General features: G+C 70.3%; 25 protein-coding genes. 13 read left to right on the top strand and 12 right to left on the bottom strand.

Features of this window, described 5'->3' with window-relative positions; all coding sequences use genetic code 11:
• Positions 1-52 precede the first annotated feature (52 nt).
• Positions 53-1,294 carry an extracellular solute-binding protein gene (locus tag ABZ906_RS36180; RefSeq protein ID WP_361193984.1) on the bottom strand — a complete coding sequence of 414 codons (1,242 nt, stop codon included), beginning with the start codon at positions 1,292-1,294 and terminating at the stop codon, positions 53-55.
• Between the two features lie 51 nt (positions 1,295-1,345).
• Positions 1,346-2,848, bottom strand: coding sequence for a gamma-aminobutyraldehyde dehydrogenase (locus ABZ906_RS36175; protein WP_361390067.1), 1,503 nt, complete (start codon positions 2,846-2,848; stop codon positions 1,346-1,348).
• Between the two features lie 207 nt (positions 2,849-3,055).
• Here ABZ906_RS36175 and ABZ906_RS36170 point away from each other — a divergent pair, with 207 nt between their 5' ends.
• Positions 3,056-3,613: an NADAR family protein gene (locus tag ABZ906_RS36170; protein ID WP_361390065.1), complete on the top strand. Its 558-nt coding sequence runs from the start codon at positions 3,056-3,058 to the stop codon at positions 3,611-3,613.
• A 220-nt stretch (positions 3,614-3,833) separates the two neighbouring features.
• Here ABZ906_RS36170 and ABZ906_RS36165 read toward each other — a convergent pair whose 3' ends face one another.
• Positions 3,834-4,289: a DUF4190 domain-containing protein gene (locus ABZ906_RS36165; RefSeq protein WP_361390063.1), complete on the bottom strand. Its 456-nt coding sequence runs from the start codon at positions 4,287-4,289 to the stop codon at positions 3,834-3,836.
• Positions 4,290-4,679: 390 nt separating this feature from the next.
• Here ABZ906_RS36165 and ABZ906_RS36160 point away from each other — a divergent pair, with 390 nt between their 5' ends.
• Genes ABZ906_RS36160 through ABZ906_RS36150 form a run of 3 tightly spaced genes read left to right on the top strand, consistent with a single transcriptional unit; the run spans position 4,680 to position 6,683 of the window.
• The gene (locus tag ABZ906_RS36160) at positions 4,680-5,765 is read left to right on the top strand and encodes an adenosine deaminase (RefSeq protein ID WP_361390128.1); all 1,086 of its coding nucleotides are present in this window, start codon (positions 4,680-4,682) and stop codon (positions 5,763-5,765) included.
• 20 nt (positions 5,766-5,785) lie between these two features.
• Complete coding sequence (locus tag ABZ906_RS36155) at positions 5,786-6,466, top strand: glycerophosphodiester phosphodiesterase (RefSeq protein WP_361390061.1); 681 nt, start codon at positions 5,786-5,788, stop codon at positions 6,464-6,466.
• Between the two features lie 49 nt (positions 6,467-6,515).
• Positions 6,516-6,683 carry a hypothetical protein gene (locus ABZ906_RS36150; protein WP_361193995.1) on the top strand — a complete coding sequence of 56 codons (168 nt, stop codon included), beginning with the start codon at positions 6,516-6,518 and terminating at the stop codon, positions 6,681-6,683.
• On the opposite strand, the gene ABZ906_RS36145 is transcribed toward ABZ906_RS36150, so the two are convergent.
• Positions 6,670-7,338 (bottom strand): NAD(P)-binding domain-containing protein, encoded by a 669-nt coding sequence (locus tag ABZ906_RS36145; protein ID WP_361390059.1) that lies wholly within the window; start codon positions 7,336-7,338, stop codon positions 6,670-6,672. The two genes, ABZ906_RS36150 and ABZ906_RS36145, sit on opposite strands and share 14 nt — an antisense overlap.
• Before the next feature lie 92 nt (positions 7,339-7,430).
• Between ABZ906_RS36145 and ABZ906_RS36140 the strand changes: the two genes are divergently transcribed.
• Both ABZ906_RS36140 and ABZ906_RS36135 read left to right on the top strand, forming a co-directional pair.
• Complete coding sequence (locus ABZ906_RS36140) at positions 7,431-7,802, top strand: helix-turn-helix domain-containing protein (RefSeq protein ID WP_361390057.1); 372 nt, start codon at positions 7,431-7,433, stop codon at positions 7,800-7,802.
• 107 nt (positions 7,803-7,909) lie between these two features.
• Positions 7,910-9,139 (top strand): serine hydrolase domain-containing protein, encoded by a 1,230-nt coding sequence (locus ABZ906_RS36135; protein WP_361390055.1) that lies wholly within the window; start codon positions 7,910-7,912, stop codon positions 9,137-9,139.
• Positions 9,140-9,156: 17 nt separating this feature from the next.
• Here the strand turns inward: ABZ906_RS36135 and ABZ906_RS36130 are convergent, their stop codons facing one another.
• Positions 9,157-9,822, bottom strand: a complete 666-nt coding sequence (locus ABZ906_RS36130; protein WP_361390053.1) for a class F sortase — start codon at positions 9,820-9,822, stop codon at positions 9,157-9,159.
• Complete coding sequence (locus ABZ906_RS36125; RefSeq protein WP_361390051.1) at positions 9,819-10,631, bottom strand: hypothetical protein; 813 nt, start codon at positions 10,629-10,631, stop codon at positions 9,819-9,821. Before ABZ906_RS36125 ends, ABZ906_RS36130 begins: the two co-directional genes overlap by 4 nt.
• A 67-nt stretch (positions 10,632-10,698) precedes the next feature.
• Here ABZ906_RS36125 and ABZ906_RS36120 point away from each other — a divergent pair, with 67 nt between their 5' ends.
• Positions 10,699-11,196, top strand: coding sequence for a hypothetical protein (locus tag ABZ906_RS36120; RefSeq protein WP_361194010.1), 498 nt, complete (start codon positions 10,699-10,701; stop codon positions 11,194-11,196).
• A gap of 10 nt (positions 11,197-11,206) precedes the next feature.
• Here ABZ906_RS36120 and ABZ906_RS36115 read toward each other — a convergent pair whose 3' ends face one another.
• Both ABZ906_RS36115 and ABZ906_RS36110 read right to left on the bottom strand, forming a co-directional pair.
• Entirely contained in the window at positions 11,207-12,355 is a 1,149-nt protein-coding gene (locus ABZ906_RS36115; RefSeq protein ID WP_361390126.1) for a spermidine/putrescine ABC transporter substrate-binding protein, read from the bottom strand.
• Between the two features lie 259 nt (positions 12,356-12,614).
• On the bottom strand, positions 12,615-14,054 hold the full coding sequence (locus ABZ906_RS36110; protein ID WP_361194016.1) for a gamma-aminobutyraldehyde dehydrogenase: 1,440 nt from the start codon (positions 14,052-14,054) through the stop codon (positions 12,615-12,617).
• A 161-nt stretch (positions 14,055-14,215) separates the two neighbouring features.
• Here ABZ906_RS36110 and ABZ906_RS36105 point away from each other — a divergent pair, with 161 nt between their 5' ends.
• From ABZ906_RS36105 to ABZ906_RS36080, 6 genes are all read left to right on the top strand, one after another.
• Positions 14,216-14,728 (top strand): Lrp/AsnC family transcriptional regulator, encoded by a 513-nt coding sequence (locus ABZ906_RS36105; protein ID WP_190084787.1) that lies wholly within the window; start codon positions 14,216-14,218, stop codon positions 14,726-14,728.
• Complete coding sequence (locus ABZ906_RS36100; RefSeq protein ID WP_361194019.1) at positions 14,713-16,092, top strand: aspartate aminotransferase family protein; 1,380 nt, start codon at positions 14,713-14,715, stop codon at positions 16,090-16,092. The genes ABZ906_RS36105 and ABZ906_RS36100 overlap by 16 nt, the downstream gene beginning before the upstream one ends.
• A 201-nt stretch (positions 16,093-16,293) precedes the next feature.
• Entirely contained in the window at positions 16,294-17,154 is an 861-nt protein-coding gene (locus ABZ906_RS36095; RefSeq protein ID WP_361390049.1) for an ATP-binding cassette domain-containing protein, read from the top strand.
• Positions 17,136-18,311 (top strand): hypothetical protein, encoded by a 1,176-nt coding sequence (locus tag ABZ906_RS36090; RefSeq protein ID WP_361390047.1) that lies wholly within the window; start codon positions 17,136-17,138, stop codon positions 18,309-18,311. The genes ABZ906_RS36095 and ABZ906_RS36090 overlap by 19 nt, the downstream gene beginning before the upstream one ends.
• 175 nt (positions 18,312-18,486) lie before the next feature.
• Positions 18,487-18,891, top strand: a complete 405-nt coding sequence (locus ABZ906_RS36085) for a VOC family protein (RefSeq protein WP_361194027.1) — start codon at positions 18,487-18,489, stop codon at positions 18,889-18,891.
• A 36-nt stretch (positions 18,892-18,927) separates the two neighbouring features.
• Positions 18,928-20,082 (top strand): LOG family protein, encoded by a 1,155-nt coding sequence (locus tag ABZ906_RS36080; RefSeq protein WP_361390045.1) that lies wholly within the window; start codon positions 18,928-18,930, stop codon positions 20,080-20,082.
• 325 nt (positions 20,083-20,407) lie between these two features.
• On the opposite strand, the gene ABZ906_RS36075 is transcribed toward ABZ906_RS36080, so the two are convergent.
• From ABZ906_RS36075 to ABZ906_RS36060, 4 genes are all read right to left on the bottom strand, one after another.
• On the bottom strand, positions 20,408-21,214 hold the full coding sequence (locus ABZ906_RS36075; protein ID WP_361390043.1) for a maleylpyruvate isomerase family mycothiol-dependent enzyme: 807 nt from the start codon (positions 21,212-21,214) through the stop codon (positions 20,408-20,410).
• A gap of 64 nt (positions 21,215-21,278) precedes the next feature.
• Positions 21,279-22,322, bottom strand: coding sequence for an ABC transporter ATP-binding protein (locus ABZ906_RS36070; RefSeq protein WP_361390041.1), 1,044 nt, complete (start codon positions 22,320-22,322; stop codon positions 21,279-21,281).
• Positions 22,322-24,007, bottom strand: coding sequence for an iron ABC transporter permease (locus ABZ906_RS36065; protein WP_361390124.1), 1,686 nt, complete (start codon positions 24,005-24,007; stop codon positions 22,322-22,324). The genes ABZ906_RS36070 and ABZ906_RS36065 overlap by 1 nt, the downstream gene beginning before the upstream one ends.
• A complete protein-coding gene (locus ABZ906_RS36060; protein WP_361390039.1) occupies positions 23,983-25,068 on the bottom strand; it encodes a thiamine ABC transporter substrate-binding protein in 1,086 nt (361 codons plus the stop codon). Before ABZ906_RS36060 ends, ABZ906_RS36065 begins: the two co-directional genes overlap by 25 nt.
• Between the last annotated feature and the right edge of the window lie 26 nt (positions 25,069-25,094).

Raw genomic sequence — 25,094 nt, 5'->3', positions numbered from 1 at the left:
TGCGTCCAGGGGGTCGAGGGGAGAGGCGGGGAAGTGCAGGGGCGCGGGAGTGTCAGGCACCGGTCAGCTTGGCGAACTTCTCCTCGTACGCCGTCTCTTCCTTCGGCGTCAGCGAGCGGAACCCGTGGGACTTCGCGGCCATCTCCTTGTCGGGGAGGATCAGCGGGTTCGCGGCGGCTTCCTTGTCGAGCTTCGCCAGCTCGGGGCGGACACCGTCCACGGGGCAGACGTAGTTGATGTACGCGGCCAGACGCGCGGCGGGCTCCGGCTCGTAGTAATAGTCGATGAGCCGTTCGGCGTTGCGCTTGTGGCGCGCCTTGTTCGGGACGAGCAGGTTGTCCGTGGACGTGATGTAGCCCTGGTCGGGGATGTGGAAGGCGATGTCGGGGTTGTCGGCCTGGAGCTGGACGATGTCGCCCGCCCAGCCGAGGCACGCGGCGAGGTCGCCCTTGTCGAGGTCCGAGGTGTAGTCGTTGCCCGTGAAGCGGCGGATCTGCTTCTTGTCGACGGCCTTCTGGAGGCGGGCGATGGCCGCGTCGAAGTCGTCGTCGGTGAACTTCGCCGGGTCCTTGCCCATGTCGATGAGCGTCATGCCGACGCTGTCGCGCATCTCGGAGAGGAAGCCGACACGCCCCTTGAGCTTGGGGTTGTCCAGGAGCTGCGACACGGAGGTGATGTCCTCGCCGTCGGTCGCCTTCTTGTTGTACGCGATGACGGTGGAGATGCCGGTCCAGGGATACGAGTAGGACCGCCCCGGGTCCCAGTCCGGGTCGCGGAACTGGGCGGCCAGGTTGGTGTACGCGTGCGGCAGGTTCGCCGGGTCCAGTTTCTGGACCCAGCCGAAGCGGATGAGCCGGGCCGCGAGCCAGTCCGTGACGCAGATGAGGTCGCGCCCGGTCTCCTGGCCCGCCGCGAGCTGCGGCTTGATCTTGCCGAAGAACTCGACGTTGTCGTTGATGTCCTCGGTGTACTTGACCTTGATCCCGGTGCGCTTGGTGAACGCGTCGAGCGTGGGGCGGCGTTGGTCGTCGTCGACGTCCATGTACTCGGTCCAGTTGGAGAAGTTGATCTGCTTCTCCTTGGCCGAGTGGTCGTCGGAGGAGACCTCTCCCTGGCTCTTGCTCGCTGCCGGGATCCCGCAGGCGCTGAGGGTGCCGAGGCCTCCGACGGCGAGCGCGCCGCTCGTGGAGGCGCGCAGCAGGGAACGGCGGGTGAGGGCGGCCCTGCCGTTCCTGAAGCTGCGGTGCATGGCGGCCAGCTGGGCCGGGGACAGGTCGGGCTCGTACTGCTCCATGCGCTTGGTGCCCTTTCGGGAGGATGGGCCGCTGGTCGGGCGGCCTATGGGCTATCGGTCCCCGAAGACGGTGCGGTGCCAGTCCTTGCGGACCACCGCGGTGTTGTCGAACATGACGTGCTTGATCTGCGTGTACTCCTCGAAGGAGTAGGCAGACATGTCCTTTCCGTAGCCCGATGCCTTGTAGCCGCCGTGCGGCATCTCGCTGAGGATCGGAATGTGGTCGTTGACCCACACACAGCCCGCCTTGATCTCGCGGGTCGCCCGGTTGGCGCGGAACACGTCGCGGCTCCAGGCGGAGGCGGCGAGACCGTACGGAGTGTCGTTCGCGAGCCGGATGCCTTCGTCGTCGGAGTCGAACGGCAGCACCACGAGTACGGGCCCGAAGACCTCGGACTGCACGATCTCGCTGTCCTGCGCGGCGTCCGCGATGAGGGTGGGCTTGTAGAAGGCGCCGGGGTGGTCGAGCGCCTCGCCGCCGGTGACCACGCGCGCGTAGGAGCGTGCCCGGTCGACGAAACCGGCGACGCGGTCGCGGTGGACGTGCGAGATGAGCGGGCCGAGGTCGGTGTCGTCGGCGAAGGGATCACCGAGCCGCACGGTCTCCATGAGCGCGGCGACGCCGTCCACGAAGGCGTCGTACAGGGGGCGTTGTACGTACGCGCGCGTGGCGGCCGTGCAGTCCTGGCCGGTGTTGATCAGCGCGCCCGCGACGGCGCCGTGCACGGCGGCTTCGAGGTCGGCGTCGTCGAAGACGACGAAGGGCGCCTTGCCGCCGAGCTCCAGATGCAGCCGCTTCACGGTGGAGGTGGCGATCTCGGCGACGCGCTTGCCGACGCCGGTGGAGCCGGTGAAGGACGTCATGGCGACGTCGGGGTGCCCCACGAGCCGTTCGCCCGCGTCGCGCCCGGCGCCGCTGACGATGTTGACGACACCGTCCGGAATGCCCGCCTCGGTGGCGGCCTGCGCGAAGAGCAGCGAGGTGAAGGGGGTGAGCTCGGCGGGCTTGAGGACGATGGTGTTGCCCGCGGCGATGGCGGGGAGCACCTTCCAGGCGGCCATCTGGAGGGGGTAGTTCCAGGGCGCGATGGAGCCGACGACACCGATGGGTTCACGGCGTACGTACGAGGTGTGGTCGCCGGAGTACTCACCGGCCGACTGGCCCTGGAGGTGCCGGGCCGCGCCCGCGAAGAAGGCGGCGTTGTCGACGGTGCCGGGGACGTCGAACTCCCGGCTGAGCTTGATGGGCTTGCCGCACTGGAGCGACTCGGCCTGCGCGAACTCCTCCGCGCGCTCCGCCAGTACGGCGGCGAAGCGGTGCAGGGCGTCCGAGCGCTCGCCGGGGGTCGCGCCCGCCCATGCGGGGAAGGCCCGTGCGGCGGCGGCGACGGCGGCGTCGACGTCCTTCTCGCCCGCGAGTTCGTATCGGTGGATCTCGTTGCCGGTGGCCGGGTCGACGACGGCGTGGGTGCGGCCCGATGTGCCCTCGGTCAGCCGTCCGGCGATGTACTGCGCGCCTTCCGCGAAATGGTCCTGCGCCTGGAAGTTGTGCATGACGCTCTCCTCCGCCGGCGTCCCCGTCCCGCGGGGTTCGGCGTAGCTCCAGATCGATTTGAGTGACGATCCTGACAGAGCAGTAGTACTCCAACAAGTGATTCCGTTGTTGCCTTTTGGTTACGCGACGGAATCTGTCGACCAGGTGTCGAGTCCTCCTGGAAAACCCAGGACGAAGTGTCAGTGGTGCGTGCCAGACTCGCGTGCATGACGAAGATCGACTCGGTGGACGCGCTGGTCCGCGCGTTGCGCGCGGGGGAACGGGTGAAGTATCTCCACTTCTGGGGCCACCGGCCGCGGCAGGACGGGACGCTGGGTTCGAGCTGCCTGAGCCAGTGGTGGCAGTCGCCGTTCACCGTGGACGGGGTGGAGTACGGCACGGCGGAGCACTGGATGATGGCGTCCAAGGCCCGCCTCTTCTCGGACGCGGAGGCGGAGGCGACGGTCCTCGGCGCCCGCACGCCCGCCGAGGCGAAGAACGCGGGGCGTCTGGTGCGGGGCTTCGACGAGGCGACGTGGGAGCGGGAGCGCTTCGGCATCGTGGTCGAGGGCAGCGTCCACAAATTCGCTTCTACCGAGGCGCTCCGCTCGTTCCTGGTCGGCACGGGATCGCGGGTCCTGGTGGAGGCGAGCCCCGTGGACCGCATCTGGGGCATAGGCCTGGCGGCCGACGACGAGCGCGCCCTGGACCCGCAAAAGTGGCGGGGCCCGAACTTGCTGGGCTTCGCGTTGATGGAGGCGCGGGAGCGGCTGCGCGGGCGCTAGCAGCGGGCTTGGGCGGGTCCCGGGGGCCGCGCGGGCCCGCGCCCGTGAGCCGCCGCTGCGCGGCGGATCTTTACCCGCCCACCACCCGATTGCCCTGCATCACCGCTGCACGGGCCGGGTTTTTCCGCGGGCGGGTGCAACGCCGGGGAAACGGGTGGGTGGGTGGGAGACGGCCGCCGCGCAGCGGCGGTTTAGGCCGTGAAGAAGGCGCCCCCGCCAGCTAGAAGTCGACGACCAGCGTGGTCGAGTAGCTGTCGTCGTTGGAAGCTCCGTCTTCCTCGAAGGCGTCGTCCGGCATGACGACGAGGACCACCATCAGGGCCACGCCCAGGACGATGCCCGCGATGCCGCAGATGATCCCGGCCAGCGCCTGGCCGGGGTTCGTCGCCTCGCCGCGCTTCGCCCTGCCGCGCCCGATCCCGCCGAAGATGATCGCGAGGATGCCGAGCACGATCGCCAGGGGCCACAGGCAGAAACCGGCGGCCGCGACGATCCCCAGGACGAGCGAGGTCACGCCCATCCCGTTGGCGGGCGTCATCGGCATCGCGGCCCAGCCGTAACCGGGCGGGCCCTGCCCCTGGTATCCCGGATAGCCGGGGTAGCCGGGATAGCCCTGCGAACCCGGAGCGCCCGCGCCCTGGTGGCCGCCCGGAAACCCGGGGTAGCCGTAAGGCACCTGCCCGGGCCCCTCGGGCCCGACGGGAGGCGGCGGCACCGGCTCCCCCTGTCCCCCGGCACCGCCCGGAGGCGCGAAGGGCCCGGCACCCGGAGCAGCCCCCGGCCCCGCCGGCCCCACCGGCCCCGGCCCCGAACCAATCGTCGACTGCTCATGTACGGACGGCGCAGCCCACGCATCCCGCTTCTCCAGCGGCACCGGACCGGGCGCCGCCCCCCGCCCCGCCCCGTCCTCCGGCGGAGCCCAAGGGTCCCGCCCCTCGGACGTGCCCGATTCGCCCGATCCCTGGGACATGCCGCGTCACCTCTTTCGTACGTTCCGTCATGCTACGGCCACCGCCTCCGCCGAAGGCCCGCGGCCTAGGATGATCCCGAGTTACCCGATCAGCCGATCAATTCCGTTCCTGGGGAGGAAACCGTGACCGATCAGCACAACACCCGTGAGCCACGCGACCCACATGCCTTCATCGCTGGTCTGCCCAAGGCGGAACTGCATGTGCACCACGTCGGTTCGGCATCTCCCCGCATCGTCTCGGCCCTCTCCGCCCGGCACCCCGACTCCGCGGTGCCCACGGACGTGGAGGCCCTAGCCGACTTCTTCACGTTCACGGACTTCGCCCACTTCATCCAGGTGTACCTCTCGGTCGTGGACCTGATCCGCACCCCGGACGACGTACGCCTGCTCACGTACGAGATCGCCCGCGACATGGCCCGGCAGAACATCCGCTACGCCGAGCTGACCGTCACCCCCTACAGCTCCGTGCGCCGCGGCATCGACGACCGCGCCTTCATGGACGCCATCGAGGACGCCCGCAAGTCGGCCGAGGCGGACCTCGGCGTCGTACTGCGCTGGTGCTTCGACATCCCCGGCGAGGCCGGGCTCGAATCCGCCGCCGAGACGCTGCGGCTCGCGACCACCGACACGCTGCGCCCCGAGGGCCTGGTCTCCTTCGGGCTCGGCGGGCCCGAGATCGGCGTACCGCGGCCGCAGTTCAAGCCGTACTTCGACCAGGCGATCGCGGCAGGCCTGCACTCCGTCCCGCACGCGGGCGAGACCACGGGCCCCGGCACCATCTGGGACGCCCTCGTCGACCTGCGCGCCGAGCGCATCGGCCACGGCACGAGCGCCGCACAGGACCCGAAGCTCCTGGTCCACCTCGCCGAGCACGGCATCCCGCTGGAGGTCTGCCCGACGTCGAACATCGCGACCCGCGCCGTCGCCACCCTCGACGAGCACCCCATCAAGCAGTTCGTCGCCGCCGGGGTCCCGGTCACCATCAACTCCGACGACCCGCCCATGTTCGGCACGGACCTCAACAACGAGTACGCGGTCGCCGCCCGCCTCCTCGACCTCGACGAACAGGGCATCGCGGCGCTCGCGAAGAACGCCGTCGAGGCGTCGTTCCTCGACCAGGCGGGCAAGGCACGCATCGTCGCCGAGATCGACACGTACACCCAGACCTGGCTCGCCCCCTAGGTCACCACCACAATGGGCCCATGCGCACCGTGACAGCCGTGGCCCACCGAGGCGATCCCTACCGCGTCCGCGAGAACACCCTCCCGTCCCTGCGCTCCGCGTTCGGGCGGGGCGCGGACGCGGTGGAGATCGACGTCCGCCTCAGCCGTGACGGCGTCCCCGTCCTGCTGCACGACGAGACCCTCAAACGCCTGTGGGACATCGACCGTCCCCTCTCCACGCTCTCCGCGGACGAGGTGCGCGGCCTCACCGAAGGCGGCGTACCCACGCTGGAAGAGGCCATCGCGGCGACCGAGGACCGGCGGATCATGCTGGACCTGCCCAGCGCGACCCCCCGGTCCGTACGCGCGATCGTCGGCGCCGTCGCCGACTGCGGGGCGACCGAGCGGACGTACTACAGCGCGGGCGCCCGTACGCTGCTCGCGGTGCGCGCCGCGGATCCCGCCGCCGAGACCGCGCTGACCTGGACGACCCTCGCCCCGCCGCGCCCCGCCGTGCTCGACGCGCTCAAACCCCGCTGGCTCAACTACCGCTTCTCGCTGCTCGACCGCGAACTCGCCACCTGGGTACGGCGCCAGGGGCTGCTCGTATCGGCCTGGACCCCGGACACCAAGCGCGCGATGCGCCGCCTCCTCGACCTCGGGGTCGACTCGATCACGACCAACCGCGTCGACACCCTGCATGCCCTGCGCACGCGGTGACGGTGGCGCCCCCTCGTGGCCGGGCGCGCCCTCAACTAGCTTGTGACACATGGGGAACAGCGACGACGACAGGCGGGACGAACCGCTCTTCGTGTACGAGCGCGACGAGCGGGGCTACCGCGGCCACCGCTTGAATCCACGCCATCCCGTGGGCCGCATGCTGACCATCGCCCTTCTGGTCGGCATCGTCCTCGTCATCCTGCTCATGGCGAAGTGACGGATCCGGCCCGGGGGACTCCGGCGGCATAGGCCAGCGGAGGCGCGATCGCCTGCGCGTCCGCCCCCTCCCCCACCCAGAGGCCGATGAGCAGCGCCGCGGTGGCCTCGAGGAGACCGGCACGCTCCAGGCCACCCGCGGCGAACGGCACGCAGCCGGCGTCCTTCACCAGTTCCCGTACGACCTCGAGCGCGCCCTCGTCGTCCCCGCAGACCGGGACCGCGAGCGGCCGCCCGTCGAAGACCGGCGGGTCCATCCGCCATACGTCCTCGTGGCAGAGGTTGAACGCCTTGACGACACGCGCCGCGGGCGCCGCGTCGGCGATCCGCTGCGCGGCCGACGGGCCGCCCCCGGTGAGCAGCGCGAAGCCCGGCCCCACCGGGTTGGAGCAGTCGACGAGCACCCGCCCGTCCAAAGCGGCCCCGAGTTCCCCGGCCACCACCGCCCCCGCCTCGTACGGCACGGCGAGCAGCACCGCGTCCCCGGACTCGGCCGCCGCGCGCGGCGTCCCGTGCCCCGCCGCGCCCGTCCGCGCGGCGAGCGCCGCCGCACGTTCCTCGTCCCGCCCGCCGATCAGCACCTGGTGCCCCGCGCGCACCCAGTGCGTGCCGAGCGCGTCCGCCATGCCGCCCGTGCCGATGATGCCTATCCGCATGACCGTCTCCTTCTCGTCCCGTTCGCCGGGTGTACCGCGGTCGCCGGGGTACGGGGACGACAGTAGGAAAGTGCTCGGGCACCATTCGGTACGTGACGACGAACGACGATCTGCTCGCCGACTGCCGTGCCCGGCTCGCCTTCGATCTGCTCGCCAACACCTGGAACGCCGTGGCGCTCTGGGCCCTGCGGCACGGCCCTCGCCGCCCGGGTGAACTGCGCGCCCTGATCGGCGGGATCAGCCCCAAGATCCTCACCGAGACGCTGCGCCGCCTTGAGTACAACGGCCTGGTCTCGCGGCAGCCGTACGCCGAGTCACCGCCCCGCGTCGAGTACGAACTCACCGCCCTGGGGCGTACGTTGCTCGGCCCGATCGAGACCTTCGGCGCGTGGGCCTTCGATCACGGTGACGAGGTGATGGCGGCACAGGAGCGCGCGGACGGCCCGCCCGCCCCTGCCCCCTAAGGGGCAACCCGACAACACCCCTGACGGGCGCGGGTGTTGAGCCCCCGGGGAACACCGGGCCCCCGCCCTACCCAGTGATGATCCGCTCTGCCCGGCTGCTCACCAGGATGGACCGCACACGTTCCGCACCGCAGCCCACCTGGAGTCACATCGTGCAGTTTCGCGCCCGTACCGCCCTCGCCGCCGCTCTCGTACTCGGCCTCACCGGCGCCGCGACCGCCCCCGCGCTCGCGCACTCCTCGGCCGTGACGGCTCGGGCCGAGCGCTCCGCCCCCGACGGCAAGGCCCTGCGCGAGGCGATCAAGGGGCTACCGAATGCCGACGCGACTGCCGCGCTCGTCCGCGTCGGCGGCACGGACGGGACCTGGCGCGGCAGTGCGGGCGTGCACGACCTCGTGACGGAGCGGAAGGCGGACCCACACGGCCGCTTTCGCGCCGGGTCGATCACCAAGATCGTGACCGCGGCCGTGGCGCTTCAGCTGGCCGCCGAGGGCGAGCTGGACCTCGACAAGCCGGTGCAGGACTACATGCCGGAGCTGTTCCCGAAGCAGAAGGACGAGGCGAAGAACTTCTTGCCCATCCCCGTCCGCAGCCTCCTCAACTACACCAGCGGTCTGAAGTCCGGCGACGGCTTCGACGACGAGTACGCCCACCGCTACGACACGTTGAGACCGGAGAAGGTCGTCACGTCGGCCATCGCCAAGGGGCCCGAGCACGACCCCGGCGCCGAGCAGCACTACCGCAACATCGGCTACACCGTGCTCGGTCTCCTGATCGAGCGGGTCACCGGGGACTCGTACGCCCATCAGGCGAGCCAGCGGATCTTCCGGCCGCTCCACCTGCGCGACACCTACTTCCCCGGCTCCGACCCCCGCATCCGCGGCCCGCACAACCGCGGCTACCAGAGCATGGAGCGGCCGGACGGCACCACTCGCCTGGTCGACGTGACCAAGTGGAACCAGACGGACCGATTCGCGGCGGGCGACATGATCTCCTCCACCGCCGATCTGGAGGTCTTCACACGGGCGCTGTTCGGCGGAGAGGTCGTGCCGCAACCCCAGTTGAAGGAGATGTTCACCCTGCCCGAGCTGGGGCCCGACGTCCCGGAGGCCATGTTCGGTGCGGGGCTCCAGCGGATGGAGGTCGACGGCAAGGTCGTCTGGCTCAAGACCGGCGCCCGCTACGGCTACACGAACATGATCGCCTCAACCGAGGACGGCACCCGCACCCTCGTCTACTCGGTCAACGCGACCGACGCCAAGGGCCTGGACATGAACCCGGTCGCCCAGCGGATCGCCCTGGCCGCGTTCAGCAGCCGGGTCGGGGACGAGGACTGACAGCGGACCGGAGGGGACTAAGCGACGCCCGTCATGCTCGCGAACACCGTGACGTTGCTGGAGTAGTAGTGCCGGTCCGCGTCGAACTCGCCGCCGCAGGTGATCAGGCGCAGCCCCGCGTGGTCGATGTTCTTGTAGACCTCCAGGGTGGGGAATTTCGCCTTCGGGTACTCCTCGACGCGGTCCACGGTGAAGGTGGCCGTCTTGCCGTCCTCGCGGGCGACCTCGATGGTGTCTCCGGTCTTCATCGTCTTCAGGCCCTTGAAGACCGCGTCGGCGCCGTTCCAGGTCACATGTCCGGCGATCACCGCAGGGCCGCGGGAGCCGGGGGTGGGGCCCGGTTCGTACCAGCCCGCGAGGTCGGGGTCCTTCGGCGTCGTCATCGCCCCGTCCTTGTTCTGCCCCAGCGTCTCCAACTCGCTCGACACGCCCAGGGAGGGGATGGAGACCCGCTGGGGCGCGGACCGGGCCAGGTCCGTCGCGGGACCGGCCGCCTGGTCCGTTCCAGCCCCCGGCTCCGCACTCGGCTCCGCACTCGGCTCCGCGCCAGGGGCGCTCCGGGCCGGAGACGCCTGCGAGCCGGCGGTGTCGTTGCCGTCCTTGCCCGCGCACGCGGTGAGCAGCAGCGCTGCCGTAAAAGCGGCGACCACAGGGGCGATGGCGCGCCGGGCCGAGCGGCTCACGCGGCATCCCCCGCCTTCGCCACCGCAGGGGCGGGCGTCATCCGCCGCCGTACGAGAACCGCCCCACCGGCGGCCGCCACCGCCGCCGCCCCCGCGGCACCGATCACGCCACGCGGCGACATGCCGCCCGCCTCCCCACCACCCGTCTCGACCCCGCCGACCGGCACGGACCCGACCGCCGCGCCCTTGACCACACCGCAGTTGGTCGGAGCGGTGGCTTCCTGGGGCAGCTTCGGGTCGAGTTCGCTCTTGCCGGCGCCCTCGAAGTCGTACTTGCCGTTGTCGTTGGGGTCGATGCCGTGCTGCACGATGTGCAGGTCCTTGATGTGGTCGACCACGTCCTGCCCGACGGTGATGGTCCGCTTGTACGAGACCTTCCCCTGCGCGTCGGCCACCGGCATCCGGTCCACGGCGAGTCCGCTGCCCGCGTCGGTGCCCCCGGACTCGGTCAGCGAGATGTTGATGTCGCCGTAGTGGACGGTGGCCTCGGTGTTGTCGAGGACGCCGTCGCCGTTGGTGTCGTCGCCGTCGTCGGGGCACTGGAAGTCGTGCCCGTCGGTGGACCCGTGCAGATGCTGCGCCGACGGCTGCCCCGGCACCATTCCCTCGGACTTGATCCACACGGTCAGCGCGTTGCCGCGCAGGCTGAGGAGGGCCGTTCCCGTGGCGCCGGAGTCGTTCAGCGACGCCAGGTCGATCTGGTAGGCCGGGGTGTCCGCCGCGGACACCGGGGACGAGAGGGCCACGGTGAGAAGGACGGCGGGCAGAGCGGCGACCGCCGCGAGAAGGCCGGTTCGCTTGGGCATCACGTTCGTTCCTTTTCGTCGCGAGCCATGCAGTTACCTATGAAACGGAACGCGACTCGCGGGTGTTCAAATGGAACACGGGAATCAAGGAGGCCTGGTCGTGGTGGCCGAGTGGGACTGGACGAGCGGCGAGGGCCTGCTGGGCATGGACGACCCAGCCGAATGGGACGCGGCGTACGAACGCGGTGAGCCGCATCTCGGTACGGCGGTCATCGGCCTTGCCTTCAACTGCACGCTGCCAGAAGCCTCCCCGCGCATCCTCAGGGCAATGCGACTGCCCGACCGCGGCCAGCGCGGGTTCGCGTACACCGCGGCGGGCACGGCGGCACGGCTCAACGGCGAGCTGACGCCGGAGCTGTACGCCGCGCTGCGTGCGGAGGGCCACCGCGGCTTCTCGGAGTCAGCCGTCGACGACACCCTCGACTACGTGCCGTTCCGGAAGCTGCCCCTATGGTTCAAGTGGCGGACGGTCGCGTCAAAGGTGGAGGACAAGCTGAAGACCTGGCGGCTGAACGTCACGTACGCGGCAGAGGACGTCCGGAAGGCCCTGCGCCGACGCCGCTCCTGAAGGACGCCCGCTACAACCCCGCGATCGCGTTCCACCGCTTCGCGAACTCCGTGCGCTCCTCCGAGGTGATGTCCCGCGCGATCGCGAGCCGCTTGCGCATCGCGTCGTCCGGGAAGATCAGCGGGTCCTCGGCGAGCGCGGCCAGTTCCTTGTCCTTGGACGAGGCGAGGACGTCGCGGGCGGCCGGTACGGGGCAGACGTAGTTGACCCAGGCGGCGAGCTCGGCGGCCACCTCGGGGTCGTAGTAGTAGTCGACGAGCCGTTCCGCGTTCTGCTTGTGGCGGGCCAGGTTGGGGATCATCAGGGACTCGGCCCACAGCTCGGCCCCCTCCTGCGGCACCACGAAATCGATGTCCGGGTCGTCCGCCTGGAGCTGGATGACGTCGCCGCTGTAGGCCTGGCAGGCCAGGACGTCGCCGCTGGAGAGGTCCTTGATGTAGTCGTTGCCGGTGAAGCGGCGGATGTGCTTCGAGGACACCAGCTTCTCCACCCGGTCGCACATCCGGTGGAAGTCGTCGGCCTTCCACTTCGTGATGTCGACGCCGTCGCCCTGCATGAGCAGCGCGAACGACTCGTCGAGCCCCGAGAGCAGCGTGACGCGGCCCTTGAGATCGTCGTCCCACAGGTCGGATACGTGCTTGATCTCCCGGCCCAGCCTGCGCTTGTTGTACGCGATGCCGGTGATGCCGGACTGCCAGGGCACGGTGTTCTTGCGGCCGGGGTCGAAGCCGGGGGAACGCAGCAGCGGGTCGAGGTACTTGGTGACGTTGGGCTGGCGGGCGCGGTCCATCTCCTGCACCCAGCCGAGCCGCACGAAGCGCGCGCACATCCAGTCGCTGATGACGATGAGGTCGCGGCCGGTCTCCTGGTGGTTCATCAGGGACGGGCTGATCTTGCCGAAGAACTCGTCGTTGTCGTTGATCTCCTCCGTGTAGCGGACGTCGATGCCGGTCCGCTTCTCGAAGGCGTCGAGCGTGGGCCGCCTGGCCGAGTCATCGTCGTCGGTGTCGATGTAGAGCGGCCAGTTGGCGAAGGTCAGCGTCTTGTCCCGCAGCGAGCGGTCCCGGGCTCCGCGCTCACCGGGTCCGATGTACGCGGCGGGCACCCCGCATCCCGCGAGCGCACCGACGGCCGCCCCGCCGCCGACGGCTCGCAGCAGGGACCGGCGGGAGACCGACCGACCGGATACCGACCGGCGGGAGACTGAGAAGGCTGCTCTGGGGTTCGCTCGCACTCCGGCAGCATGCGCCCGCGGCTCACGTACGGGCAATGGACGCTGCGTCGAGCCGGGCGGCCGGGACGCGACACCCTGTCGATCACCGGCTGTCGATCACCGGGCGGGAACGGGGAGTTGATACGCGACCGCCCCCGCGTACACGACGTACGCGGGGGCGGAACGGGAACGGAAACCGCGGACCTCAGCCCTCGATCGACGTCATGACGTGCTTGATGCGCGTGTAGTCGTCGAAGCCGTACGCCGAGAGGTCCTTGCCGTAGCCGGACTTCTTGAAGCCGCCGTGCGGCATCTCCGCGACCAGCGGGATGTGCGTGTTGATCCAGACGCAGCCGAAGTCGAGGACCTTGGCCATGCGCATCGCACGCGCGTGGTTCTGCGTCCAGACCGAGGAGGCCAGGGCGTAGTCCACGCCGTTCGCGTACGACACGGCCTGCTCCTCGTCCGTGAAGGACTGGACGGTGATGACCGGGCCGAAGACCTCGTTCTGGATGATCTCGTCGTCCTGCTTGAGGCCGGAGACGACGGTCGGGGCGTAGAAGAAGCCCTTCTCGCCGACCCGCTGACCGCCCGCCTCGACCTTGGCGTGCGCCGGGAGGCGGTCGATGAAGCCGGAGACCTGCTTGAGCTGGTTGGCGTTGTTGAGCGGGCCGAAGAGCACGTCCTCGTCGTCCGGCTGGCCGGTCTTCGTGTCGGCGGCGGCCTTGGCGAGCGCCGTCACGAACTCGTCGTGGATGGACTCGTGGACGAGCACGCGCGTGGCGGCCGTACAGTCCTGGCCCGCGTTGAAGAAGCCCGCCACGGAGATGTCCTCGACGGCCTTGGCGATGTCGGCGTCCTCGAAGACGACGACCGGCGCCTTGCCGCCGAGCTCCAGGTGGACCCGCTTGAGGTCCTTGGAGGCGGACTCGGCGACCTGCATGCCGGCGCGCACGGAGCCGGTGATGGAGGCCATCGCCGGGGTGTGGTGCTCGACCATCGCGCGGCCGGTGTCACGGTCGCCGCAGACGACGTTGAAGACGCCCTTGGGGACGATGGAGCCGATGATCTCGGCCATCAGGACGGTCGACGCGGGGGTCGTGTCCGAGGGCTTGAGGACGACGGTGTTGCCCGCGGCGAGCGCCGGGGCGAACTTCCACACGCCCATCATCATCGGGTAGTTCCACGGCGCGACCTGCGCGCAGACACCGATCGGCTCGCGGCGGATGATGGAGGTCAGACCCTCCATGTACTCGCCGGCCGCGCGGCCTTCGAGCATCCGGGCCGCGCCCGCGAAGAAGCGGATCTGGTCGACCATGGGCGGGATTTCCTCGGACCGCGTGAGCCCGGTCGGCTTGCCCGTGTTCTCGACCTCGGCCGCGATGAGCTCCTCGGCGCGCTCCTCGAACGCGTCGGCGATCTTGAGGAGGTACTTCTGGCGCTCGCCCGGTACCAGGTCACGCCAGGCGGGGAACGCGGCGGCGGCCGCCTCCATGGCGGCGTCGACGTCGGCCTGCCCGGACAGGGGCGCGGTTGCGTAGGACTCGCCGTTGGCGGGGTTGACCACTTCGGTGGTCCGGCCGTCGGCGGCGTCCCGGAATTCTCCGTCGATGTAGTTACGCAGGCGGCGCAGCTCGGTGGTCACTTCCGGCCCTCCAGTCAGATGTCCAGTGGATGAGACACCCACCCTAGTCGGTACACCGACGCTTTCAACATACCCGGGGGCCCGTAGCTGCGAAATCCGTGACTATTGAAGCTTCAGACAACGAATTTCATCGATCTGACCTTGCGGAACTGTCGACTCCTGTGCACCATGGGGTCGTGGCCAGTCGCAGCGCAGATTCCAGTAGTTCCCGGCACGGGAACAGCTCTTCTCCCATCGACGCCGTCTCCCTGGCGATCATCGAACAGCTTCAGGAGGACGGACGCCGTCCGTACGCCGCCATCGGCAAGGCCGTGGGCCTGTCCGAAGCGGCCGTGCGGCAGCGCGTCCAGAAGCTGCTCGACCAGGGCGTGATGCAGATCGTCGCCGTCACGGACCCGCTCACCGTGGGTTTCCGGCGCCAGGCGATGGTGGGCATCAACGTCGAGGGCGATCTGGATCCGGTCGCGGAGGCGCTGACGGCCATGGCCGAGTGCGAGTACGTGGTGATGACCGCGGGCTCCTTCGACCTGATGGTGGAGGTCGTCTGCGAGGACGACGACCACCTTCTCGAAGTGATCAACAAGCGCATCCGCGCCCTCCCCGGCGTGCGCTCCACCGAGAGCTTCGTCTATCTGAAGCTCAAGAAGCAGACCTATATGTGGGGAACCCGATAGCCGTGAGCAAGGACCTCAGCCAGACCGCGTACGACCACCTGTGGATGCACTTCACCCGCATGTCGTCGTACGAGAACGCGCCCGTTCCCACCATCGTGCGTGGCGAGGGCACCTACATCTACGACGACAAGGGCAAGAAGTACCTGGACGGCCTCTCCGGCCTGTTCGTGGTCAACGCCGGTCACGGTCGTCACGAGCTCGCCGAGACGGCGTACAAGCAGGCGCAGGAGCTGGCCTTCTTCCCGGTGTGGAGCTACGCCCACCCCAAGGCCGTCGAGCTGGCGGAACGTTTGGCCGACTACGCGCCCGGCGACCTCAACAAGGTCTTCTTCACCACCGGTGGCGGCGAGGCCGTCGAGACCGCGTGGAAGCTGGCGAAGCAGTACCACAAGCTCACCGGCAACCACACGAAGTACAAGGTCATCTCGCGCGCGGTCGCCTACCACGGCACCCCGCAGGGCGCCCTGTCCATCACCGGTCTGCCCGCGCTCAAGGCCCCCTTCGAGCCGCTGGTCCCCGGCGCGCACAAGGTGCCGAACACGAACATCTACCGCGCCCCGATCCACGGCGACGACCCCGAGGCCTTCGGCCGCTGGGCCGCCGACCAGATCGAGCAGGAGATCCTCTTCGAGGGCCCCGAGACGGTCGCCGCCGTGTTCCTGGAGCCGGTGCAGAACGCCGGCGGCTGCTTCCCGCCGCCGCCCGGCTACTTCCAGCGCGTGCGCGAGATCTGCGACCAGTACGACGTGCTGCTCGTATCGGACGAGGTCATCTGCGCCTTCGGCCGCCTCGGCACGATGTTCGCCTGCGACAAGTTCGGCTACGTCCCGGACATGATCACCTGCGCCAAGGGCATGACCTCGGGCTACTCCCCGATCGGCGCCTGCATCATCTCGGACAAGATCGCCGAGCCGTTCTACAAGGGTGAGAACACCTTCCTGCACGGCTACACCTTCGGCGGCCACCCGGTCTCGGCCGCGGTCGGCCTCGCCAACCTCGACATCTTCGAGAAGGAGCAGCTCAACCAGCACGTCCTCGACAACGAGGACGCGTTCTACCAGACGCTGCGCAAGCTGCTCGACCTGCCGATCGTCGGCGACGTCCGCGGCAACGGCTTCTTCTACGGCATCGAGCTCGTGAAGGACAAGGCCACCAAGGAGACGTTCAACGACGAGGAGACCGAGCGCGTCCTGTACGGCTTCCTCTCCAAGGCGCTGTACGACAACGGCCTGTACTGCCGCGCCGACGACCGCGGCGACCCGGTCGTCCAGCTCGCCCCGCCGCTGATCTCCACCCAGGAGACCTTCGACGAGATCGAGGGCGTGCTGCGCCAGGTCCTCACGGAGGCGTGGACGAAGCTCTGATCCTTCCGCGATCACCTCTATCGTGTGATCGAGTGATCAACACCGGCCCCGAGGGCGCCCGTTCGAGTGAGACGGGAGCCCCGGGGCCGCGTCGTTTCCAGGCAGCGCGGCCTGGATCCCTAGCGTGCCCAGTGACCGATCGGCCCCGCCTTCGTTCCCCCGTACGGGGGAGGCAAACTGATCTGAACCGAGGTGTACGTGATGGTGGCCCCGCCGGACAACGACGTGCTGTGGGCACGCGCCCTGCACGTCACACACAACGGCTCGCCCGCGCTCACCGGCGTCTCGCTGGGCGTGCGCGAGGGCGAGATCCTCGCCGTCACCGGCCCGCGCGGCAGCGGCAAGACGACTCTCCTGCGCTGCCTCTGCGGCCAGCTCCTGCCCGAGCAGGGCGAGGTCTGGTTCAACAGCACCCCGGTGCACACGATGACCCCGGTGGTCCGCGAGCGCCTGCGCCGTGACCGCTTCGGCTGGATCGACCCCGAGCCGCACCTCGTCCCCGAGCTCACCGCCAGGGAGAACGTCGCGCTGCCGCTGATGCTGCGCGGCGCCTCGCACCGGTCGTCCAAGTCCGCCGCCCAGGAGTGGCTCGACCGCCTCGACATCGGCGACTGCGCCCGCAAGCGGCCGCACGCGCTCCTCCAGGCCCAGCGCCAGCGCGTCGCCATCGCCCGCGCCCTGGTCACGATGCCGTCCGTGATCTTCGCCGACGAGCCGACCGCGCCGCTGCACCGCGCCGACCGCTCCCACGTCCTGCGCACGCTGACGACCGCGGCCCGCTCGCACGGCATCACGGTCGTGCTCGCCTCGCACGACCCGGAGGTCGCCGCCCTCGCCGACCGGACCGTCTCGCTGCTCGACGGGCGGCGCGTGAACACGGTGCATCTGCCGGGGGCGGACGGGCCCGGGGGCGCGGAGGGAACCAAGGGCGGGGTCGAGCCCGAGGAGGGGGCTAACGCCTCGGACGGTGCCGACGGCGCCGACGGTGAGGCCGGTCAGTCCGGTGCCGGGGACGACTCCGACGGTGCGGAAGGCCGAGCCGCGTGCTCGCTCTCCGTCTAGCCCGCGGGGCCCACCCCCTGGTGCAGCTGCGCAGGCTGCTCGTCGCCGCGGCTTCGGCCGGCACCGGCTTCCTGCTGCTGTGCACGCTGGGGTACGCGATGGGACATCCGGACGCCTCCGGCGGGGCCCTGCTGCGGCTCGCCTGGTGCGTCGCGCCGATCGCCGCCACCGTCTACTTCGCGGTCACCGTCGCGCGTACCGACCCGGCGACCAAGCCGCGCTCCGGGCTCTCCGCGGTGGGGCTCGGCCCGGCCAAGCTCTCGGTGCTCGCCGCGATCTCCACGGCCGTGGCGTGCACGCTCGGCTCGATGGTGGCTCTCCTGTTCTTCCTGCACCTGCGCGGGGACCTGACCGGCCTGCCGTTCGACGGCGCCGCGGCCGAACTGCTCGCCGCCGACCAGCCGTTGCCCCTCGCCGCGGCACTCACCCTGCTCGCCGTCGTCCCGCTGACCGCCACCGCGGCCAGCGCCGCCGTACTGCGGCCCCGGACCGCGAAGCCCGGCAAGGAGCAGAGCGAACCGACGGAGCTGTACGCACCGGCCGCGCCGGGCTCGGCGCCGAGCGGGCTCCCCTGGGGTGTGGCGCTCCTGGCGGCGGGCCTCGCCGTCGAGGGTTACGCGAGCCGTTCCGCCGGTACGTCGGCCCTGACGCTGCCGGGCGGTCTGGCCGGGAGCCCGGTGGGCGTGCTCGCCGGGTGGACGCTCACGGCGATCGGCCTCGCGCTCGCGGGACCCGGCCTCACCTATCTGTGCGGGCGGGTCCTCCAGGCGGCAAGGCCGGGCGCGATGCGGCTGCTCGCCGGGCGCGGGCTCCAGGAGGAGGCCCGGCGGATCGGGCAGCCGCTCGGGGTGCTCTGCGCGGTGGGCTCCGGGGCGTACGCGGCGCTCACGCTCTACGCCGGTGACCGGCCCGCCATCGGTCCGCTGACCATGCTCGGCGCGCTGCTCGTCGCGGGCTGCGCGGTCCTCACGCTGGCCACGGTCACCATCGAGGCCAAGCACGCGCGCGCCGACACGACGTCCGCGCTGCTCCAGCTCGGGGCGCCCGCCGCCATGCTGCGCGGCACCGCGGCACTGCGGGCAGGTACGCTCGCCGTCGTCATCGGGCCGCTGACCTGGATCGTCGCGGAGCTTGCGGCGGTGCCGCTCGCGAGGTGAGCGGCCTTCGCCGATCTCGGGGAGCGCCTTCACCGAACACGCGGAAAAAATTTCCGCGACGGGCGATGAGTTCTGCGTCGAACGTACGTCTACCCCTCCGTAGGACACGGAACGCACGGCATGCTCTGGACGCACGCACGCGCCACGCAGAACTCACCGCACCGGGAGACGACTCATGTACCAGCAGATGATCTTCGTGAACCTCGCCGTGAACGACGTCGACAGCTCGAGGAAGTTCTTCACGGAGCTCGGCTACTCGATCAACCCGCAGTTCTCGACGGACGACTGCGCCTGCGTCGTGATCAGCGACACGATCATCGCGATGATGCTGAGCAAGAAGCACTACCAGCAGTTCACCGAGAAGCAGATCGCGGACCCGAAGACAACCAGCGAGACGCTGCTCTGTCTGAGCGCCGAGAGCCGCGAGAAGGTCGACGAGCTGGTCGACAAGGCCGTGGCGGCCGGCGGCACCGCGGGCAAGACGCAGGACTACGGCATGATGTACGGCCGCGCTTTCGACGACCTGGACGGCCACACCTGGGAAATCATGTGGATGGACCCGTCCGAGGTGCAGGGCTGACGATCTGCGCCGGCGCGGCCTGCTTAGCATGGGCGGATGCAGCCGACTCCCGAACCCGCGTCCGCATCCGCCGTCACGCCGTCACCCCGCCTTCCGGGCGGCGACCGTGAGATCGAGACGCTCGCGGAGTTCGACGAGCTCGCGGAACACGGCTCGCTCGCCGGAAGCCGCGTTCAGGCAATAGATCTGACGGAGCGTACGACCGCGCTGCGGGAGTGCGACGCCACGGGCGCGGTGTTCCTCGGCTGCGCGATGGAGCAGGGTGCGGTGGACGCGGTGCGGGCGGCGGGGGCGCTGGTGTTCCCGCCCGTCCCCGGCCTGCCGTTCGACCCGTACCGCGGTCACCTCTACACGCCGGACGAGCTGTTCGAGGGCCTCGCCGACGGTGGGTACGACGCGACTCCTGACGCCCGCGCGTACGCCTGGTTCCAGGAGACCAAGGCCGACGGCGACGTCTTCTCCTCGATGCTCCGCTCGATCCACGACGACTCGGTCTCGGACGCCCTGGACGAACTGCTTGTCAGCGCGCGGGTGGTGGGCGTCATGGGCGGCCACGCGATGGCCCGCGGCACGGACGAGTACGAGGGCGCGGCGCGGCTCGGCCGCACCCTCGCCCGCTCCGGGTTCACGGTCGCCACGGGCGGCGGCCCCGGCGCGATGGAGGCGGCGAACCTGGGCGCGTACGCGTCCGTCTTCCGCGACGAGATGCTGGACGAGGCGCTCGAACTCCTCGCCAAGGCGCCCTCCTTCTCCCCCTCGGTCACCGATTGGGCGCGGGCCGCCTTCGACGTACGCGAGCGCTGGCCGTCCGGCGGCGCGTCGGTGGGCATCCCCACGTGGTTCTACGGCCACGAGCCGCCGAACGCCTTCGCCACCCACCTGGCCAAGTACTTCGCCAACGCGACCCGCGAGGACGGCCTGCTCGCACGCTCGAACGCGGGCATAGTGTTCCTCCCCGGCGCGGCGGGCACGGTCCAGGAGATCTTCGACGCGGCCACCCCGAACTACTACGAGTCCCGCGGCGAACCCCGCCCCATGATCCTGGTCAACCGCACCCACTGGACGACGGCCCTCCCGGCCTGGCCGCTGCTCCAGTCCCTGGCCCGGGACCGCTCGATGGAGTCGAGGATCGCCTTGGTGGACAAGGTGGAGGACGCCCCGGCGGCACTGGCGTCATGCTCGTCCGACTGAGGACCCAGCCCGCCGGGCATTTCAGCCGCCCCGGCGAGCATTTTCAGCCCGTCCGCCGGGCGTCTCAGCCGGCCCTGGCGGGCGTCTCAGCCCGTCCGGCGGGCGTCTCAGCCGCCCCGCCGGGCGTCTCAGCCCGTCCGGCGGGCGTCTCAGCCGCCCAGGCGGGCGTCTCAGCCGCCCCGCCGGGCGTCTCAGCCCGTCCGGCAGGCATTTCAGCCCGTCCGGCGTTTGAGGACGAACTCGGCGAAGCCGGTGATCGACGGCCACTCAAGGCCAGGGCCCCCGCGCCGAGCGGGTTTTCGGGAAGGGGCGGGGTTGGGGAAAATCACCCGAAGGACGCCCGCTCCAACCAGAACTCCAGCAACCCCCGCTCCCCCAAAACCTCAACGGCCCCGCCGTCCAACGACCGCCGCCGATAAAACGCAAGAAGCACCTCAGTAAGCGGCCCCCGAAGCGCAACGCTCGCCTTCTCATGCCCCCGCCGCCACACAAACCCATCCTCACGGAACTCGATGACCCACTCGGCATCAAGCCCCGCAGGCGCATCAGTCGCATGCAGATGGATACTCCGCCCCGCCCCCCGCAACTCCCCCGCACTGTCCCCGGGCTCGGTCCGCTGCACGAACCGCACGATCTCCAGCCACTCATCGATCGCATCGGCGGCGACATCCGGCGCGACCTCATAAGGGACACCCGCGGCAATCGCCGCATCCGCCCGGTGCACAGCCACCTCATGCGTCATGCGCCGCGCCCAGAACCCGGCGTTCTGCGGCTCCGCCCAGCTCCACACCGAGGTCTCGGCGCTCACGCCGGACAGCGTCTTCAGCGCAAGCTCGGCGGTCTCGGCCAGCCACGCGTCGAGCGCGGCGGGATCATCCCCCTCGGGCCCCTGGATGCCGGGCACGTCCTCCTCCGGTATGTCCCCCGTGGCCCGAGTGGCGACCAGCCGCTCCGCCCACCGCACGGCACCGCCCGTATGCCGGGCGAGGTACCCCAGCGTCCACTCGGGGCAGGTAGGCACGGTGGCCGAAAGATCGGCCCCGGCCAGGGTGGCCCGCAGCTGCCCCAACTGCTCGGCGATTTCGGCACAGTAGCGGTCGTACTCCAAGGAACCCGAACCCAAAGACGTCATGACGCGCACCCTAGGTCGACCACAACCCCTGGTCACCCGAGTTTCCGCGCCGCGCGGGACCATCTCATCGGCCCAGCACCACGACGTCCCCCGCATCGAACGCGACACCCACGCTCTCCCCCACGCCCGGAGCGTCCCGCAACGCACAGGCCGCCTCAAGCCGAGGCCCGCCCCGCGGCTCCAGATGGACGGCGACATGGGTGCCCCGGAAGGTGCGCGCCGTCACCACGCACGGCACCCCCTCGTCAGCGGGCACGAGCCGCACCCCGGCCGGCCGCACCAGCAACCGGCACGGCCCGTCCTGCGCGCCGTCCGGCACCGGAACCTTGCCCCAGACGGTGTCCGCCACCTCACCGACGACCGTCGCGTCGACGACGTTGTCGAAGCCCAGGAACCGCGCCACGAACTCGTCCGCGGGATGCCGCCAGACATCGAGCGGCGTACCGGACTGGGCGATCCGCCCGTCCCGCATCACCACGACCCGGTCCGCGAGCGCGAACGCCTCGCCCTGGTCGTGCGTGACCGCAAGCACGGTCGTACCCAACTCGTCGAACAGCTCACGGAGTTCGACGACAAGGCGCTCCCGCAGCGACCGGTCGAGCTGCCCGAGCGGCTCGTCGAGCATGAGCAGCCGCGGTCGTGGCGCGAGGGCACGCGCGAGTGCGACCCGCTGCTGCTCCCCGCCCGAGAGTGAGGCGACGGCCCGGCGCTGCGCCCCCGGCAGACCCACCAGGTCGAGCAACTCGGCCACCCGGTCGGCCTGTTCGCCCCGCGACACCCCGTGCATACGCAGCCCGAACGCGACATTGCCCGCCACGTCACGCTGCGGGAAGAGCTGATGGTCCTGGAACATCAGGCCGACCCCGCGCTTGTGCGCGGGCACACCCCGCTGATCACGGCCGTCGAGCAGCACCTGCCCGGCGTCGAGTTCCTGGAGCCCGGCGACCGCGCGCAGCAGGGTCGACTTGCCGCTGCCGCTGGGCCCGAGCACGCACACGATCTCGTGCCGCGCGACCTCGAGGCCGACCCCGTCCAGGACGGCCCGCGCCCCGAACCGCACGGTCGCGTCTGCCAGCGTCAGCAGCCCCGCACCCGTGTCCGCGCCCATCAGAACTCCCCGGTCGTGCGGTCGGTACGGAGCCGTTCGAGCAGCAGCAGGGACACCGCGCACACCACCATCAAGATCGTCGAAAGGGCCATCGCCTGGCCGTAGTTGAGCTCGCCCGCCCGCCCGAGGAGCCGTGCCACGGCGACGGGAAGCGTCGGGTTGTCCGGCCGCGCGATGAACACGGTCGCGCCGAACTCACCGAGCGACACGGCGAAGGCGAACCCGGCGGCGATGAGCAGCGCCCGCCGCACCATCGGCAGGTCGACCTCCCGCCACGCCCGCAGCGGCGACGCCCCGAGCACGGCCGCCGCCTCGCGCAGGCGTCCGTCCACCGCGCGCAGGACGGGCAGCATGGTGCGTACGACGAAGGGCACGCCCACCAAGGCCTGCGCGAGCGGCACCAGAATCCAGGTGGAGCGCAGGTCGAGCGGCGGCTTGTCCAGCGTGATCAGGAAGCCGAAGCCGACCGTCACCGCGGAGACGCCGAGCGGCAGCATCAGGAGCGCGTCGAAACCGCGCACCAGGCGACCGGCCTTCCGGGTGAGCGCCGCCGCCGCGAGCCCGCCGATCACCAGGGCGATGGCGGTGGCGGCGAGCGCGTACTGGAGCGAGTTCCAGACCGCTTCGATCGGCGGGACGAGGAAGGCTCCGCCCTCCGCCGACGTCAGCTCCCTGTAGTAGGTGAAGCCGTACCCGCCCGGGCCGCTCAGCGATCGCTCGATCAGCACTCCGAGCGGCAGCAGTATCAGTACGGCGATCGTGGCCATGACCCCGCCGAGGAGCGTCCACTGCCCCGCGCCCCTCGGTCGCCGCGCGACCGTGGCGGCGTCGACGAGCTTCAGCGCGGTCTCCCGTCTGCGCACGGTCCACGCGTGCACGGCGAGGATCAGGCCGACCGCCGCGAACTGCACGATCGTCAGGACGGCGGCCGTCGACAGGTCGAGGAGCTGGGCGGTCTGCCGGTAGATCTCGACTTCGAGGGTCGAGTACGCGGGTCCGCCGAGGATCTGTACGACGCCGAAGGAGGTGAACGTGAACAGGAAGACCATGAGGGACGCCGCGGCGACGGCGGGGCCGAGCGCGGGCAGCGTCACCGTCCGCCAGGCCGTCCACCGCGAGGCGCCGAGCATCCGGGCGGCCTCCTCCTGGCGCGGGTCGAGCTGAGCCCAGAGCCCGCCGACCGTCCGTACGACGACGGCGTAGTTGAAGAAGACGTGCGCGAGCAGGATCGCCCACACCGTGGTGTCGAGCCGCACGCCCCACATCTCGTCGAGCAGCCCGCCACGGCCGAGCAGCGCGAGGAACGCGGTGCCGACGACGACCGTCGGCAGCACGAACGGCACCGTGACGACCGCCCGCAGCACCTGCTTGCCCCTGAACTCGAAGCGCGCGAAGACGTACGCGCCGGGGAGCGCGATGAGCAGCGTGAGCGCGGTCGACGCGAGCGCCTGCCAGGTGGTGAACCACAGCACGTGCCGGACGTCGGACTGCGCCACGACGTCCGCGATCCGCCCGAACTGCCACTGGCCGCCCACCTTCAGGCCGCGCGCGACGATCGCGGCGACCGGGTAGGCGAAGAAGAGCGCGAAGAACGCGACGGGCACGGCCATGAGACCGAGCCGCGCCGCGCTCCCGCGCGAGAGCCCCTTACGGGGTCTGCTTACTTCAGTACGAGCGAGGTCCACGACTTGACCCACTGCTCGCGATTGTCGGCGATCTTCTTCGGAGCCATGGTCTGCGGATCGTCGACCTTCACCCCGTGCTCGGTGAACAGCTCGGGCAGCTCGGTGTTCTTCCGTACCGGGTTCACGAACATGTTCAGCGGCATGTCCTGCTGGAACTCGGCGCCGATCAGGAAGTCGAGCAGCGCCTTGCCGCCCTTCTCGTTCTTGGCGTTGCTGAGCAGACCCGCGTACTCGACCTGCCGGAAGCAGGTGCCGGTCGCGACGCCGGTCGGCGCCTCCTTGGGCTGCGGCTTGGCGTAGAGCACCTCGACGGGCGGGGACGAGGCGTAGGAGACGACGAGCGGGCGGTCGCCCTTGGCCTTCTTGCCACCGGCGGATCCGGAGAACTCTTCGTTGTAGGCCTGCTCCCAGCCGTCGACGACCTTGACGCCGTTGGCCTTGAGCTTCTTCCAGTAGCCCTGCCAGCCGTCGTCGCCGTACTGGGCGGCGGTGCCGAGGAGGAAGCCGAGGCCGGGCGAGGAGGTCGCGGCGTTCTCGGTCACGAGCAGGTTCTTGTAGGCGGGCTTGGCCAGGTCGGCGAAGGTCTTCGGCGGCGCGAGCTTCTTGTCGGCGAAGTACTTCTTGTCGTAGTTGACGCAAATGTCGCCGCTGTCGACGGGCGTGACGCGATGCTTGCCCTGATCGACGCGGAACTGCGAAAGGATCTGGTCCGAGCCCTTGGCCTCGTACGACTGGAAGAGGCCGTTGTCGAGCGCGCGCGAGAGCAGGGTGTTGTCGACGCCGAAGAAGACGTCGCCCTGGGGGTTGTCCTTCGACAGGATCGCCTTGTTCACGGCGGCTCCGGCGTCGCCGTCCTTGAGGACGTTGACCTTGTACCCGGAGCTCTTCTCGAACGCCTTCAGTACGTCCTTGGAGACGTTGAAGGAGTCATGGCTGACGAGCGTGACGCTCTTGGAGTCCGTCTCGCCGCCACTGCCCGACGAGCCGCCGCAGGCGGTGAGCGCGACGGCTCCGAGGCCGACCGCGACCGCGATGGCAGTGCTCTTCTTGATGCTGCTCACTGAGTTCAACTGAGTTCAATCCTCCT

The organism is Streptomyces sp. NPDC046925 (assembly GCF_040644915.1).
Classification (GTDB): domain Bacteria; phylum Actinomycetota; class Actinomycetes; order Streptomycetales; family Streptomycetaceae; genus Streptomyces.
The sequence above is the reverse complement of the archived record's forward strand: the minus strand, read 5'-3'. Positions and strand labels throughout refer to the sequence as shown.

Coding starts and splice junctions, on each gene's coding strand:
- ABZ906_RS36180 (WP_361193984.1), bottom strand. CDS start 1,294: ATGGAGCAGTACGAGCCCGACCTGTCCCCGGCCCAGCTGGCCGCCATG.
- ABZ906_RS36175 (WP_361390067.1), bottom strand. CDS start 2,848: ATGCACAACTTCCAGGCGCAGGACCATTTCGCGGAAGGCGCGCAGTAC.
- ABZ906_RS36170 (WP_361390065.1), top strand. CDS start 3,056: ATGACGAAGATCGACTCGGTGGACGCGCTGGTCCGCGCGTTGCGCGCG.
- ABZ906_RS36155 (WP_361390061.1), top strand. CDS start 5,786: ATGCGCACCGTGACAGCCGTGGCCCACCGAGGCGATCCCTACCGCGTC.
- ABZ906_RS36150 (WP_361193995.1), top strand. CDS start 6,516: ATGGGGAACAGCGACGACGACAGGCGGGACGAACCGCTCTTCGTGTAC.
- ABZ906_RS36145 (WP_361390059.1), bottom strand. CDS start 7,338: ATGCGGATAGGCATCATCGGCACGGGCGGCATGGCGGACGCGCTCGGC.
- ABZ906_RS36135 (WP_361390055.1), top strand. CDS start 7,910: ATGGACCGCACACGTTCCGCACCGCAGCCCACCTGGAGTCACATCGTG.
- ABZ906_RS36120 (WP_361194010.1), top strand. CDS start 10,699: ATGGAACACGGGAATCAAGGAGGCCTGGTCGTGGTGGCCGAGTGGGAC.
- ABZ906_RS36095 (WP_361390049.1), top strand. CDS start 16,294: ATGGTGGCCCCGCCGGACAACGACGTGCTGTGGGCACGCGCCCTGCAC.
- ABZ906_RS36085 (WP_361194027.1), top strand. CDS start 18,487: ATGTACCAGCAGATGATCTTCGTGAACCTCGCCGTGAACGACGTCGAC.
- ABZ906_RS36080 (WP_361390045.1), top strand. CDS start 18,928: ATGCAGCCGACTCCCGAACCCGCGTCCGCATCCGCCGTCACGCCGTCA.
- ABZ906_RS36075 (WP_361390043.1), bottom strand. CDS start 21,214: ATGACGTCTTTGGGTTCGGGTTCCTTGGAGTACGACCGCTACTGTGCC.
- ABZ906_RS36070 (WP_361390041.1), bottom strand. CDS start 22,322: ATGGGCGCGGACACGGGTGCGGGGCTGCTGACGCTGGCAGACGCGACC.